Source organism: Actinomadura sp. ATCC 39365, assembly GCF_054392275.1.
The window spans coordinates 3,822,065-3,837,790 of the sequence record NZ_CP184335.1; the positions used below are offsets into that span (position 1 = coordinate 3,822,065).

At 72.9% G+C, this 15,726-nt stretch carries 7 protein-coding genes; all 7 read left to right on the plus strand.

The annotated features are described in order from the left end of the window. Nucleotides 1-92 precede the first annotated feature (92 nt). Nucleotides 93-1,007 (plus strand): LLM class F420-dependent oxidoreductase, encoded by a 915-nt coding sequence (locus ACNF49_RS19025; RefSeq protein ID WP_482944538.1) that lies wholly within the window; start codon nt 93-95, stop codon nt 1,005-1,007. A gap of 42 nt (nt 1,008-1,049) precedes the next feature. Next, nucleotides 1,050-2,582, plus strand: coding sequence for a 3' terminal RNA ribose 2'-O-methyltransferase Hen1 (locus ACNF49_RS19030; RefSeq protein ID WP_482944539.1), 1,533 nt, complete (start codon nt 1,050-1,052; stop codon nt 2,580-2,582). Then, a complete protein-coding gene (locus tag ACNF49_RS19035; RefSeq protein ID WP_482944540.1) occupies nt 2,566-5,025 on the plus strand; it encodes a polynucleotide kinase-phosphatase in 2,460 nt (819 codons plus the stop codon). The genes ACNF49_RS19030 and ACNF49_RS19035 overlap by 17 nt, the downstream gene beginning before the upstream one ends. 43 nt (nt 5,026-5,068) lie before the next feature. Then, a complete protein-coding gene (locus ACNF49_RS19040) occupies nt 5,069-5,194 on the plus strand; it encodes a hypothetical protein (RefSeq protein ID WP_352326762.1) in 126 nt (41 codons plus the stop codon). A gap of 85 nt (nt 5,195-5,279) precedes the next feature. Continuing rightward, a complete protein-coding gene (locus ACNF49_RS19045; protein ID WP_357965087.1) occupies nt 5,280-6,680 on the plus strand; it encodes a sugar porter family MFS transporter in 1,401 nt (466 codons plus the stop codon). 31 nt (nt 6,681-6,711) lie between these two features. Continuing rightward, entirely contained in the window at nt 6,712-7,242 is a 531-nt protein-coding gene (gene mug, locus ACNF49_RS19050; RefSeq protein ID WP_357965085.1) for a G/U mismatch-specific DNA glycosylase, read from the plus strand. A 125-nt stretch (nt 7,243-7,367) separates the two neighbouring features. Further along, nucleotides 7,368-15,722 carry a calcium-binding protein gene (locus ACNF49_RS19055; protein ID WP_482944541.1) on the plus strand — a complete coding sequence of 2,785 codons (8,355 nt, stop codon included), beginning with the start codon at nt 7,368-7,370 and terminating at the stop codon, nt 15,720-15,722. The last annotated feature ends 4 nt before the right edge of the window (nt 15,723-15,726 follow it).

The window sequence follows — 15,726 nt, forward strand, 5'->3', positions numbered from 1 at the left end:
CTTTCAGCGGTTGCTGGTGAAGGTAGCAAGCGTTCGCCGGACGGCGCGGGGCTTTTCCGGTCGCCGTCCGATGTGGGCGGATAATGAGCCTCATGAAGCTGCGGATCTTCACCGAGCCCCAGCAGGGCGCCACCTATGACGACCTGCTCGCCGTCGCCCAGGCCGCGGAACGCCTGGGGTTCGACGCCTTCTTCCGGTCCGACCACTACCAGCGCATCGGCCCCGGCGACCCCGGCGCCGGCTCCACCGACGCCTGGGTGACGCTCGGCGCCCTGGCCAGGGAGACCTCCACGATCAGGCTCGGCACGCTGGTGACGCCGGCCACGTTCCGGCTGCCCGGCCCGCTGGCGATCAGCGTGGCCCAGGTCGACCAGATGAGCGGCGGCCGGGTCGAGCTGGGTTTCGGCACCGGCTGGTTCGACGGGGAGCATTCCGCGTACGGCATCCCGTTCCCGCCGCTCGGCGAGCGGTTCGGCCGCTTCGAGGAGCAGCTGGAGATCGTCACCGGCCTGTGGACGGCGAAGGACTCCTACTCCTTCGAGGGCCGCTACTACCGGCTGGTCGACTCGCCGGCGCTGCCCAAGCCGGTCCAGCGGCCCCGGCCGCCGGTGATCATCGGCGGCTTCGGCGCCAAGCGCACGCCCCGGCTGGCGGCCACCTACGCCGACGAGTACAACGTGCCGTTCCGCACCCTGGCCGACACCGGGCAGGCGTTCACGCGGGTGCGGGAGGCGGCCGACGAGGCGGGCCGCGGCCTGATCCTGTCGGCGGCGCAGACCGTCGTCGTGGGCGCCGACCAGGCCGAGATCGACCGGCGCGCCGCCGCCATCGGCCAGGACCCCGCCCTGCTGCGCGAGGGCGGCCTGTGCGGCACCCCCGACGAGGTGCTGGCCAAGCTGGGCGCCTTCGCCAAGCTCGGGGCCGAGCGGGTCTACCTCCAGGTCCTCGACCTGGCCGACCTGGAGCACCTGGAGCTCATCGCCGCCGAGGTGTTGCCGCACGTGTAATTCCGTTGGCGGCGCTTCGTCCGGCTACGGCACACTTGGGACGTGCTGCTGACGATCACGACCACCGCCGCGCCGGCCACCGACCTGGGCTTCCTCCTGCACAAGCATCCCGAGCGCGTGCAGGAGTTCGGCCAGTCGTTCGGCACGGCCACGGTGTTCTACCCGGAGGCGGGCGAGGAGCGCTGCACGGCGGCCCTCCTGCTGGAGGTCGACCCGATCGCGCTGGTCCGCTCGCGCGGCCGGAACTCGCCCGACTTCAGCCTGTCGCAGTACGTCAACGACCGCCCGTACGCGGCCTCGTCGTTGCTGGCCGTCGCGCTCGCCGACGTCTTCCGCACCGCGCGGGCGGGCCGCTGCAAGGCCCGCCCCGAGCTGCCGGGCACCCCGCTGCCGCTGGAGATCCGGCTGCCCGCGCTGCCCTGCCGGGGCGGCCCTGAACTGGCCCGGCGGCTGTTCGAGCCGCTGGGGTGGGCGGTGGAGGCGCGGACGCTGCCGCTCGACGAGGGTTTCCCCGAGTGGGGCGAGTCCCGGTACGTGCGGCTCACCCTGCGCGGCACCGTGCTGCTGGCCGACGCGCTCAACCACCTCTACGTGCTGCTCCCCGTGCTCGACGACGGCAAGCACTACTGGATGGCCTCCGACGAGATCGACAAGCTGGTCAGGGCGGGGGCGGGCTGGCTCGGCGGGCATCCGGAGCGCGGCCTGATCGCCCGGCGTTACTTCGGGCGGCGCTGGGCGCTGGCCCGCACCGCGCTGACCAGGCTGGCCGAGCTGGGCGACGAGACCGAGGAGGAGCTGGAGCCGGCGCTCGCCGAGGAGGCTCCCGCCGGGGAGACCGCGGCCGACGAGGCCGCCGTCGCCGAAGCCGAGGCCGCCGCCGAAGCCGTCGCCGAAGGCGCCGCGGAAGCCGCCGCCCAGGGTGACGTACCGGAAGGCGGGGCCCAGGAGGCGGGCGCGGCGCGGAAGGCGCGGCCGCTCAACACGCTGCGGCGCGAGGCCGTGCTGCGCAGGCTCGAAGACCTCGGCGCGGTCAGCGTGATCGACCTGGGCTGCGGGCAGGGCGAGCTGGTCGCCGCGCTGCTGGCCAGGCCCAGGTTCGCGCGCGTCGCCGGCATGGACGTCTCCTCCCTGGCGCTCACCATCGCCGCCCGCAAGCTGCGCCTGGACCGCATGCCCGACAGCAAGCGGGCCCGGCTCACCCTGTTCCAGGGCGCGCTCACCTACACCGACAAGCGCCTGGCGGGCTACGACGCCGCCGTGCTCATGGAGGTCGTCGAGCACGTCGACCCGCCGCGCCTGGCCGCGCTCGAACGCGTCGTCTTCGGCCGCGCCCGCCCCAGCCACGTGCTCGTCACCACCCCCAACATCGAGCACAACGTGCGCTACGAGTTCCTGACCGGCCTGCGCCACCCCGACCACCGCTTCGAGTGGACGCGGGCCGAGTTCGCCGCCTGGGCCGCCCGGGTGGCCGCCCAGTACGGCTACCACGTCGCCGTCGAACCCGTCGGCGAGGACGACCCCGAGGTCGGCCCGCCCACCCAGATGGGAGTCTTCACCCGTGATCAGCGTTCCTGAGCTGTCCCTCGTGGTGCTCGTCGGCGTCTCCGGCAGCGGCAAGTCCACCTTCGCGCGCCGCCACTTCAAGCCCACGCAGGTCATCTCCTCCGACTTCTGCCGCGGCCTGGTGTCCGACGACGAGAACGACCAGGCCGCCACGCCGGCGGCGTTCGACCTGCTGCACCACATCGTCGGCGTCCGCCTGGCCAGGGGGCTGTTCACCGTCGTGGACGCCACCAACGTCCAGTACCCCGCCCGCAAGAGCCTCATCGAGCTGGCCAGGAAGCACGACGTGCTGGCCGACGCCATCGTGCTGGACACGCCCGAGGAGGTGGCGATCGAGCGCAACGCCGCGCGTCCCGACCGCGACTTCGGCCCCGGCGTGGTGATCCGCCAGCGCAAGGAGCTGCGCCGCTCGCTGTCCAAGATCTCCGCAGACGGCTTCCGGCGGGTGCACGTGCTGCGTGGCCAGGAGGAGATCGACAACGCCGAGATCACCTACGAGAAGGCGTGGTCGGACCGGACCGAGCTGACCGGCCCGTTCGACATCATCGGCGACGTGCACGGCTGCCGCTCGGAGCTGGAGACGCTGCTGGCCGAGCTCGGCTGGCAGGGCCTGACCCACCCCGAGGGCCGCACCGCCGTGTTCGTCGGCGACCTGGTCGACCGCGGGCCCGACACGCCGGGCGTGCTGCGCCTGGTCATGGACATGGTCGAGGCGGGCACCGCGATCTGCGTGGCCGGCAACCACGAGCAGAAGCTCGTGCGCGCGCTGAACGGCCGCAAGGTCACCGTCGCCCACGGCCTGCGCGAGTCGCTGGACCAGCTCGCCGCCGGGCCGCCCGAGTTCGCCGAGCGGGCCCGGACGTTCATGGACGGCCTGCTCAGCCACTACCGCCTGGACAGCGGCCGGCTCGTCGTCGCGCACGCCGGGCTGAAGGAGTCCTACCACGGCCGCGCCTCCAAGCGCGTACGCGCCTTCGCCCTGTACGGCGACACCACCGGCGAGACCGACGAGTACGGCCTGCCGGTCCGCTACCCGTGGGCCGACGAGTACCGCGGCCGGGCCATGGTCGTCTACGGCCACACGCCCACGGTCACCCCCGAGTGGGTCAACAACACGATCTGCCTGGACACCGGCTGCGTCTTCGGCGGCCACCTGACCGCGCTGCGCTACCCCGAGCGCGAGATCGTCCAGGTGCCGGCCGAGCAGGTCTGGTACGAGCCGGCCAAGCCGCTCGGCGACCCCGCCCGCGAGCCCGGCATGCTCGACGTCGGCGACGTGATCGGCACCCGGCACGTCGAGACCCGCTTCGGCGGCCGGGTCAAGGTGCTCGAGCAGAACGCGGCCGCCGCGCTGGAGGTCATGAGCCGGTTCGCGGTCGACCCGAGCTGGCTGGTCTACCTGCCGCCGACGATGGCGCCGCCGGAGACGTCCAGGCTCGACGGCTACCTGGAGCACCCGCACGAGGCGTTCGAGGAGTTCGCCGCGGCGGGGGTGAGCGAGGTCGTGTGCGAGGAGAAGCACATGGGCTCGCGGGCCGTCGCCGTGCTGGCCAGGACGCCCGAGGTCGCCGCGGCCCGGTTCGGCGTGGCCGACGGCAGCACGGGCGCGGTCTTCACGCGTACCGGGCGGCCGTTCTTCCGGGACATGACGCCGCTGGTCGAGGCGGTGCGCGCGGCCTGCGAGCCGCTGTGGGAGGAGCTGCGCTCCGACTGGGTCGTGCTCGACTGCGAGCTGCTGCCCTGGTCGGCCAAGGCGGGCGAGCTGATCAGGTCGCAGTACGCCTCCGTCGGCGCCGCCGCGCGGGCCGCGCTGCCCGAGGCCGTCACGGCTCTGGAAGCGGCGGCCGGACGCGGGCTGGATGTGGGCGGGTTGCTGACCCGCACCCGACGCCGCTCCGAGAACGCTGCCCTGTTCCGCGACGCCTATGCGCGCTACTGCTGGCCGGTGGACGGGCTCGACGGGATCAGGCTGGCGCCGTTCCAGATCCTGGCCTGCGAGGGGCGGGCCACGGCGCTGGAGCCGCACGCCTGGCACCTGTCCACGCTGGCGCTGCTCGACTCGCCGCTGATCGCGCCGACCAGGAACGTGTCGGTCACGCTTGACTCGCCGGAGTCCAGGGCCGCGGCCACCGCGTGGTGGGAGGCGCTGACCGCCGCCGGGGGAGAGGGCATGGTGGTCAAGCCGGCCACGTACGTGCCCGGCCGGGTGCAGCCCGGCGTGAAGGTGCGCGGCCGGGAGTACCTGCGGATCATCTACGGGCCCGACTACACCGAGTCCCTCGACGTGCTGCGCCGCCGTTTCCTGGGCAAGAAGCGCTCGCTCGCGCTGCGCGAGTACACCCTCGGCCTGGAGGCGCTGTCGCGACTGGCGGACGGGGAGGCGGGCTGGCGGGTGCACGAGCCGGTCTTCGCGGTGCTCGCCCTGGAGTCCGAGCCGGTGGACCCGCGCCTGTGACCCCGTCCCCGTGAGGGAGCCCGTCCTTTCGAAGGAGAATGTGATGACCGCCGACCGCCACCGTCCCGGCTACGTCCGGCGCGCTCTCGGGCGCGCGCTGCTGAGGTACGCCGTGGCGGTGGTGGTGGCGGTCGTCGTGATCGCGGTCTTCTGGCTGACCCGGGCCTGACGTCCGGTTTGTGGCAAGGTTGGGTAAGCGCCGCGCTACACAGGTGATCTCCGGGTAGGTCCCCGATCACGGGGAAGGGACCTGTATGGCAACTCGGTACACCCATCACGAGCATCTGGGCCACGTCGTCTTCATCACCGCGGCGGCGGCCATCGGCGGGTTCCTGTTCGGATACGACAGCTCGGTCATCAACGGCGCGGTCACCGGCATCCAGCGGCACTTCGACGTGGGAGCGGTCCAGATCGGCTTCGTCGTGGCCATCGCGCTGCTCGGGTCCGCGCTCGGGGCCTGGATCGGCGGCGGGCTGGCCGACCGGTGGGGGCGTACCCGGTCGATGCAGGTGGCCGCGGGCCTGTTCACGGTCAGCTCGATCGGGCAGATGTTGCCGTTCGCCATCTGGGACCTGGGGTTGTGGCGGGTCATCGCGGGCTTCGCGATCGGCATGGCCTCGGTGCTCGGGCCGGCCTACATCGCCGAGGTCGCGCCGCCCGCCTACCGGGGGCGGCTGGGCTCGTTCCAGCAGCTCGCCATCGTGCTCGGCATCGCCGTCTCGCAGCTCGTCAACTACCTGATCGCCGAGCTCGCCGGCGGCGACGTCAACAACCACCTGTGGGGGCTGCAGGCGTGGCAGTGGATGCTGGGGGCCTGCGCCGTCCCGGCCCTGCTCTACCTGCTGTTCGCCTCGACCATCCCCGAGTCGCCGCGCTACCTGATCATGTCGGGACGGTCGCGCAAGGCCCGCGAGGTGCTGGCCGAGGTCGAGGGCGACGACGTGGACCTCGACGCCCGGATCGCCGAGATCCAGCACGTGCTGCGGACCGAGCGCGTGCCGGGGCTGAAGGACCTGCGCGGGAGCGCGCTCGGCCTGCTGCCGATCGTCTGGGTCGGCATCGTCCTGTCGGCCTTCCAGCAGCTGGTCGGCATCAACGTGATCTTCTACTACTCGTCGGTGTTGTGGCAGTCGGTGGGCATCAACCAGAGCAACTCGCTGCTGATCAGCTTCTCCAGCTCGATCATCAACATCATCGGCACGTTCATCGCCATCGCGCTGGTCGACCGGATCGGCCGCAAGCCGCTGCTGCTCGTCGGCTCGGCCGGCATGGCGATCGCGCTGGGCACCGCGGCCTGGGCGTTCAGCGCGTCGCGGGAGGTCGGCGGCGTGGTCTCGCTGCCGAGCCCGCAGGGGCCGATCGCGCTCGTCGCGGCCAACGTGTTCGTGCTGTTCTTCGCCCTGTCGTGGGGCGTGGTGGTCTGGGTGCTGCTCGGCGAGATGTTCCCCAACCGCATCCGCGCCGCCGCGCTCGGCGTCGCCGCCGCCGCGCAGTGGATCGCCAACTGGCTGATCACGGTCTCGTTCCCGGCGCTGTCGGAGTGGAACCTGCCGCTCACCTACGCCATGTACGCCCTGTTCGCCGCGCTGTCCTTCCTCTTCGTCACCAAATGGGTCAAGGAGACCAAGGGCCGCAAGCTGGAAGACATGGGCTGACCACGCCGCGGAGTGGGCTAACCTCCGGCACGTGCTTGTCGACGTGCTCGGTCCCGGCCTGAACGTGCTCTTCTGCGGCATCAACCCCGGCCTGATGTCGGAGGCCACCGGCCACCACTTCGCCCGGCCGGGCAACCGGTTCTGGCCCGCGCTCCACCTGTCCGGCTTCACGCCGCGCCTGCTGGCCCCGGCGGAGCAGCACCTGCTCCCCTCGTACGGGCTGGGCATCACGAACATCGTCCCCCGGGCCAGCGCCAAGGCGGCGGAGCTGACCAGGGACGAGCTGGTGGCGGGCGGCCGGCAGCTGGCGGAGAAGGTGTCGGAGCTGGGGCCGGAGGTGCTGGCGGTGCTCGGCATCTCGGCGTACCGGACGGCCTTCGCGCGGCCCAAGGCGGTCATCGGCCCCCAGCCCGAGCGGGTCGGCGAGGCCCGCGTGTGGGTGCTGCCGAACCCGAGCGGGCTCAACGCCCACTGGACCGTCGCCACGATCGCCGGGGAGATGGGCCGCCTGCGCGCCTCGCTGTCCCGAGGGACGCCACCGCCAGGAACGGATGTCTTCTGACCTGCGCTTGTAGCCGGATCCAAGTCACGCACAAGCCTTGATCGCTAGATACGTACCCGGTTCGTTGTGTCTTCGCACTGGGGGGTCTGGTGGCAAGCCGGCGATTGTCGCGCGTTGTCTGCGCATTGGCGTTGTTAGTGGGTCTGGTCGCGGCCGTGCCGCCACCGGCCGTCGCGTCCGCGACACCGGACGCCGAGACCGCGGCGCTGCTGTCCGCGGTGGAACGGTTCACGACCGCGGGCGGCGGGCTGGCCACGCTCGGCCCGATGGGCGAGCAGCTGCCGTTCGTCGGCCTGGTGCCCGGCGGCGAGGACGCCCTGGGCCTGGCCGACCTGTTCCAGGTGGCCGTCCACGACAAGCTCAAGGACCTCACCACCCTGGACGACCTCCAGGACGAGTACGAGCTGTCCGGCCCCCGCGCCGGAAAGCTGCTGGCCAAGGCGAGCACGCAGGGCGGGACCAGGCGGCTCGACCTGACCCTGGAGGTCACCAGGACGGCGGCCGGCCGCCCGATCTCCGTCAGCAGCACCCAGCCCAAGGTCTCGCTGACCACCTCGGGCGGCGTGGACGTCACGCTGAAGCTCACCGCCAAGCTGCCCTTCGCCTACGACCCGGCCACGAAGTCCGCCTGGCTGGCCAAGGACGCCACCATGACCGTGCGGGCCGAAGGCAGGCTCGCCACCGGGGCCAGGCCCACCGCCGCCTTCGGCATCCTCGGCGTCGACCTGTCGGCCGCCTCGACGCTCTCCGTCGACGCCGAGTTCGCCGCCACCGCCGCCGACCCGGACGGCAACGGCAGGCTGGACACCTCGGAACTGGGCTCGGAGAGCCTGTTCACCTTCACCCGCAAGGGCTCGGCGGCCGCCAGGCTGCAGGTCACCGCGCAGCCGTTCGCCGGCGCCCAGGTCGAGGGGGCCGCCGCGACCATCGACGCGAGCTGGCCCGACCTCGCCACCGGCGGGCCCGCCGTCAGCGTGACCCAGGCCGACCTGGACCGGCTCGGCCGCTTCCAGACGCTCACGCCCAAGGACCTGCTCGACGGGCTGACCCACCTGGCCAACGCCGTCACCGCCGCCCAGCGCGCCCGCTGGGACGGGCAGGGCGACCTCGACCTGCCGTTCATGCGCGGCTCGCTGGCCGACGCCGTGCAGGTGTCGGAGGCGATCCACGCCTTCGCCGCCGCCAGCGTGGACCGCAACACCGGCCGGCCCACCTTCACCTCGATCCAGGACCTGTTCGCCGCGCTGGGCAAGGCCCGCGGCCTGCCCGGAGGCGCGATCATCAAGGTCGCCGACGCCGGGTACGACGACGCCGCCAAGAAGATCGCCTTCACCCTCGTCGTGGACCGGACCGTCAACCAGGCCCCCGAGCCGCTCAACCCCGCGGGCCAGACCGTCAGCGGGACGGGCGCGGGCGTCACGTACGCGGCCAGGACGCTGCGGCACGCCGGGCAGAAGTGGACGCCGGGGCAGTTCGCCGGGCGTACGGTCACCGCGGGAGCGTCGAGCGGCATCGTGGCCGACAACACCGCCGACACCGTCACCCTCGTCGAGGAGGGATGGCGCGGGGGCGTGCCCGCCGCGGGCGCGCCGTACCGGATCTCCGCCAACGACCCCATGATCGGGCAGATCGCCTTCGGCGACACCTTCAAGGCCGCCGCCGGGCTCGACCGCGCCAACGCGACCGCCGCGGTGGCGGGCGTCATGCGCGGCTACCACGCCTCGGCCACGGTCGTGCTCGACCTGAGCGACCCGGTGACGGGCCAGGGGTGCGCGCAGCGGCCGGACGGGCAGCAGAAGGCGTGCCCGTACAAGCACGTCAACGCCGACGGCAGCGCCACCGTGGTGAACGAGCTGCCCAGGGCCGCGGACCGGATCATGTTGCGGACCGGCCGCGACCTGTTCGGCGCCCGCGTGTCGGTGCTCTCCTCGGTCAACGTCAACGCCGTCGCGGGTTACCTGGGCGTACAGATCACCGGTGACCTCACCTTGGGCAGCAAGAACGGCGGCGACCTGGTCAAGGTCGGGCTCAAGGACATCGGCGACGTGCCGCTGACCCGGCTGTTCGAGCGGCTGGCGAGCAAGCCGGGCGACGTCCTGACCTCCCAGGTGGACGCGGTGGCCAAGGCGCGGCTCACGCTCGGCGTGCCGGGCCTGGCCGACTTCTTCGGCGGCAGGGTCTCCGGCGAGGTGGAGATGCCGGACCTCGGCGAGCCCGCCAACGTCACCTTCCGCGGCTTCGACCAGATCGGCCGGGTCAAGGACTTCGCCTTCGACCCCGACAACCCGCAGGCCCTCTTCGGCACGCTGATCAAATCCCTGGGCGCGGTGGCCACGTACCTCGACGGCGTCAAGGGCACCGGGCCGGTCAACGAGGCCATGACGGCGAAGCTGCCGCTGCTCGGGCGCTCGCTGTCCGACCTGGTGGCCTCGGAGGAGATGGGCTCGGGCCCCGGCGTCCTCTACGGCGACGGCGCCTGCGGCAACGAGAACGCCTACGTCACCGACCCCTCGCGCACGTTCACCCAGGCGCACGTCGGCCGCCGCGTCGCCGTCGGCACCCGGGTGCTGACCGTCGCGACCGCGTGCGGCGAGCACACGCTGTCCTTCGCCGAGAAGTTCGGCCAGGCCGTGCCCGAGGCGGGCGCCGCCTACGCGCTGCGCTCGCCGCTGCGGGACGCGATCGACCGCCTGACCGCCGCGCCGCCGGACACCGTCCAGGCGCTGGTGGCCGAGCTGAACAAGGCGCTGGGCGGCCAGGTGCACATCGGCTACGAGGACGGCGCTCTGCGGCTGTCGCTGGCCTACGACAAGAAGGCGGCCGTGCAGGAGCCGCTGCGCTTCGCCTTCGGCGACAGCAGCCTGGTCGCCGCCAAGGGCTCGGCCACGCTGGACGCCGCCGTCGAGGGCGAGGTGCGCCTCGGCCTGCGCGTCGCGCTCAAGCGCGGCTTCGACCCGGCCCGCGACCTGCTCATCGAGACCGACTCCGGCCTCGACCTCCAGGCGAAGGCGCAGCTCGACGGCACGGTCAAGGCCGACGTCGGCCCGCTGCCGCTGGCGATCGGCAAGGAGGGCGACGACCCGCTGCAGGCCAGGCTCGGTTACGGCGTGAGCCTGCGCTACGGCGGCGAGTCCCAGGAGGCGGTGACCCCCGCCGCGTTCTTCTCCGGGCTCGACCTGGCGCTGAACGAGACGAGCGAGCCGGTCGCCTGCGACCGCGACCCCCACCGCGACGACACCGACCTGGCGTTGTGCGCCGTCCTGCCCGCCTACCTCAACGGCGCGCCGCTCACCGCGGACGGCAAGCACGCGCTCGTGCTGCGGCTGCCCAGGTCCGCCCCGCTGGCCGAGATGTTCGACCTGACCGGGAAGCTGCCCGGCGACGTGAACCGGCTGGAGCTGCCCTCCTTCGACTTCTCCACCCTGCCTCCGGGCCTGGAGCTGGACTGGACCAACCTGGGCGACGGCATCGACCGCTACCTCACCGCCCTGGAGACCGGCATGCGCATGGCCTCCGGCAAGGGCAAGCTGCCCATGGTCGGCGCCGACCTCCAGCAGGGGGCCGACTTCGTCGGCGCCAAGCGCCAGGAGATCAAGGCCGCCCTGGCCAAGCTGCCGAACGGCGGCAAGGTGCCCACCGGCGGCGACCTGCGCAAGTGGTACAACGACGAGCTCGCGCCCAAGGTCGGCCCCGGCGTGCAGCCGGTGATCACCTGCGTGCAGGCGCCCGTCCCCGACCCGGCCAAGCCCGAGGCCTGCGACGCGGCCAAGGGCACCGAGCTGACCGGCATCGCGTTCAAGGTCAGCGTCGGCAAGGGCGACGTCGATCCCGAACAGGGCTGCGTCAAGGACTGCCTGGGCGTGGAGCGGCCGCTCGACGTCGGCGTCCCGGGCCTCGCGCTGAAGCAGGGCGCGGGCAAGGGCGTACGGGCCGAGCTCGGCTGGCACGCCGAGGTCATGGTGGGCCTGGACCGGACCAGCGGCTTCTACGTCGACGCCGGTGAGGCGAACCGGCCGCGGGCGACCGTCGGCGTGAACGTCTCGCTGCCCGACGAGATCAAGGCCAGGCTGGCGATCCTCGACGTCACGCTCAAGAACCGCGAGCAGAACGCCCCCGACCTGTTCGCGGGCGCCTTCACCATCGGGTTCAAGCCGGTCGGCCGGATCGGCCTGGACCAGCTCGCCGACGCCGGCAGCCTGGTGGAGACGTCACTGAACGCCAAGGTCGCCGTGGACTGGCGCTTCGAGGTGACGGCCGGCTCGGCCATGTTCCCCGGCCTGTACGGCGACTTCGACCTGGACTGGGACCTCACCAAGGGCGGCTCGCCCGACCCGGCGAACCTGAACATCGCCTTCAACAACGTGAACCTGGAGGCCGGCGACTTCTTCCGGAGCGTCCTCGGCCCGGTGGTGACCCAGGTCAAGAAGGTCACAGACCCGGTCAAACCGGTGATCGACCAGCTCTACGCGCCCATCCCCGTGCTGTCGGACCTGAGCAAGGCCGCGGGCGGCGGCGAGGTGAACCTGATGACGATCGCCAAGAAGTACAACACGGTCGCCGGCGGCGGCACGACCAAGTTCATCGAGCGGATGATCGAGGTCGGCAGGCTGGTCACGTCGCTGCCCGACTGCCAGGGAGAGCTGCACATCCCGATCGGCAGCTTCACCGTGGCCGGTGACCGCGCGCTGAACACCGAGAACTCGCCCGACGTCGCGGACTCGCTGATCAAGGACGTGGCGCCCGCCACGGACGACCTGTTCGCCGCGCTCGACCAGGGCGCCAGGTCGTGCGGGAAGGGCAAGGCCGCCGTCGCCGACGCGCAGGGGCCGATGGAGCACTCCGCGAAGGCGGGCTTCAGCTTCCCCGTGCTGCAGAACGCCGGTCGGTCGATCTTCAGCCTGCTGATGGGCAAGGACGTGGAGCTGGTCGCGTTCGACTCCGGGCCGCTGCGCCTCGGCTTCTCCTACAGCCAGTCCTTCGGCCCCGTCTGGTCGCCGCCGCCGATCATGGTCGTCATCTCCGGCACCGCCGGGGTCGAGGCCCAGATCAGGGCGGGCTTCGACACGTACGGCATCCGCAAGGCGATCGAGCAGGGCAAGGTCGACCTCCAGGTCCTCGACAGCCTCTACCTGAAGACCACCGACGACCAGGGCAGACCGCTGCCGGCGATCTCCCTGACCGGGCGGCTGGAGGCGGGCGCGGCGGTCGACGTGGTGCTGGTCAAGGCGGGCGTGAGCGGCGGCATCTTCCTCACCGTCGCCATGAACTGGCTCGATCCCACCAACGACGGCAAGTTCAGGTTCTTCGAGTTCGCCGACGTCCTGCTGCGCAACCCGCTGTGCCTGTTCTCCCTGGACGGAGAGCTGAAGGTCTACCTGAAGGCCTGGGTCGAGGTGGGCATCTCGATCTTCAAGAAGCGGTTCGACTGGACCATCGTCGAGGCCAAGCTCCTCGACTTCTCGGTCAGGCCCAAGTGCGACGAGGACCCGCCGAAACTCGCGACCGAGGCGGGCGACGCCCTGGTGCTGCACGTCGGCGGCATGCGCAAGGCCAGGGGCGGCAGCACCGCCAAGCCGGGCGACGACGCCGAGCAGTGGACGGTCAGCCAGCTCCCCGGCGACGAGGGCTTCGTGGTCAGCGCGCTGGGCGTGCGCGAGGAGCACCGCGCGTCCGGCCTGAACCGGGTGCTGGCCGACGGCCGGGGCGCGAAGGGCGCGCTGCGGCTGGTCTTCCAGGGGTACGGCGACGACACCGCCGGAGCTCACCCGTTCGACCGGACGGTGGTGGCGTTCGGCGGCGACGGCGACGACCTGATCCTGGCCGGCGCCGGTCGCAACGTGATCGACGGCGGCAAGGGCGACGACCAGATCACCAGCGGCGACCAGTACGACGGGCCCGCCGCGATCGTGGCCGGCGGCCCCGGCGACGACTACGTCACCATGGGCGGCGCGGGCGGCTGGGTGGCCGGTGACGGCCGCCTGACCCCCGCCACCCGCAGGGTCGGCGACGTCGAGGTGGCCGACTGGACCGGCGACGACCTGCCCGGCACGCCGGACGACGGCCCGGCCGACGGCGGCGACCGCATCGCGGCCGGTCTCGGCCGCAACCGGCTGTACGGCAACGGCGGGAACGACACCATCGCCGTCGCCTCCGACAGCCCGCTGGCCGCCACCGACCCCTCGCCGCGGTTCCGCGCGCAGCCGAGCCTGCTGGTCGGCGGCCCCGGCGCCGACACCCTGACCGGTGGCTCGGCGGCCGACGAGATCTACACCGGGCCGCGCGAGGAGATCGGCCGCGACGAGGCGGGACCCGCCGACGCCGGGCCGAACTACGTCGACACCGGCGCGGGCGCCGACAAGGTGTACGGCGGTCAGGCCGTCGACCTGGTCGCCGGTCACTCGGCCCCCGGCGAGGTCGTGAAGATCATCGGCGGTGGCGGGGACGACGTGCTCGCGGGCGGCCACGGCAAGGACGACATCTCCGGCGGCCCCGGCGACGACTGGGTGATCGCCGAACCGTCCGACGTCGGCGAGGCCCAGGGCCGCGACGACTTCGGCCCGGCCAGGCAGGTACGCCGTCTGCCGCTGCCGGCGGGCGTCCAGCCCTCGGCCAAGGAGCTGTCCGGCGGCGACGGGAACGACCACATCGTCGGCGGCGACGGAGGCGCGACCGTCTTCGGCGACCGCCGGCGGGACGAGCCGTGCGAGGAGCACGACGGCGACGCCGACGGCCGCGACCTGATCATCGGCGGCGCGGGCAAGGAGACCGTGTCGGCCGGCGGCGGCGCCGACCGGGTCGAGGCCGGCGGCGGCCAGGACGTGGTCTGCGGCGAACGCGGCGACGACCGTCTGGCCGGTGGCTCGGGCGACGACCGGGTCTCGGGCGGCTCCGGTGACGACACGGCGCTCGGCGACGACGGCGCCGACGAGGTGACCGGCGGCTCCGGCGACGACACCCTGTACGGCGGCGCGCACAACGACACCGTCGTGGGCGAGTCCGGGCAGGACCGCACGTTCGGCGGCGACGGTGACGACCTGGTCATCGGCGGCACCCGTACGGCGGGCAAGGACGACAAGGGCGACTTCCTGTACGGCGACGCCGGGGCGGACAAGCTGATCGGCGACAACGGCGACGCCGACGGCCCGTTCGACCTCGACGGCACCCCGGAGGAGGCCGGCGGCCCGGACGTGATCCACGGCGGCGAGGGCGCCGACCGGGGTCATGGCGGGATCGGCGCCGACGAGGTGCACGGCGACGCGGGCGACGACCACCTGGAGGGCGGCGTCGGCGGCGACAAGGTGTACGGCGAGGCGGGGGAGGACGAGCTCGTGGGCGGCGCTTCCGGCGCGTACCCGGACGGCGGTGACACGCTGCTGGGCGGCGACGGCCCGGACGTGATCGCCGCCGACAACGCCACCCTGACCACCTCATCGGGCAGCCCGTCGGTCACTCCGTCGGCCACCCCATCGGGGGGTCCGTCGGCCAGCCCGTCGGCGACGGGAGGCCCGTCACCGACCGGCAGCGCGTCACCGACCGGCAGCCCGTCTGCGACTGCGAGCCCGTCTGCGGTGGGGAGCCCTTCGGCTACGCCGTCCGGCACGGCGCCGCAGGCCGGTGAGTCGGCGTCCGGTGCGGACGCGGCCGACCCGGCGACCTCGGTCGCCGCGCGGCCGGGCCAGGCGGCCTCGCACCAGGTGAAGCTGCTCGCGGGCGGCTTCGGCCCGGACGTGGCCGACGGCGGCGCGGGCAACGACGCGATCTTCGGCCAGGGCGGCCCCGACCGGCTGCGCGGCCAGGAGGGCGACGACTACGCCGAGGGCGGCGCGGGCGTGGACTGGGTCGAAGGCGACCAGGGCGACGACGACCTGGTCGGCGGCACCCACACCGCGACCGACGACGCCGCCGACGCGCTCTACGGCGGCCCCGGCGACGACGTCGTGGCCGGCGACAACGCCGTGGTGACGCTGACGGGCACTCCGGCCAGGGCCACGGTCCGCATCGGCTCGGCGGGCACGCCGATGACCCCACGCGCGGTCACCCTCCTGACCGACGCCTCAGGCGACAGCTCACGCAAGGGCACGGACGACGGCTCGGACGACAGCCCAGGCAAGGGTTCGAACGACGGCTCGGACAAGGGCTCGGACAAGGGTTCGGACGACGGCTCGGGCAAGGGTTCGGACGACGGCTCGGGCAAGGGGGCGAAGGACGGGGCCGGCGGTGGGGCCGGGGCGGATCGGGTGTCCGGTGGTGCCGGGGTGGACGTGCTGTGGGGGCAGGGTGGTGATGACCAGATGTCCGGCGGCGGCCAGGGCGACTACGCCGAGGGCGGTGACGGCGCGGACCAGATCCGCGGCGACCTGCCGCTGACGGCCGAGTCCACCCGCACCACCACGCAACCGCTCACCGACCCCGGCTGGAGAGGCGACGCCAGTGGCCAGGCCGACCTGGAGGGCGACGACCCCCCGGTCAGGACGACCTGATCGG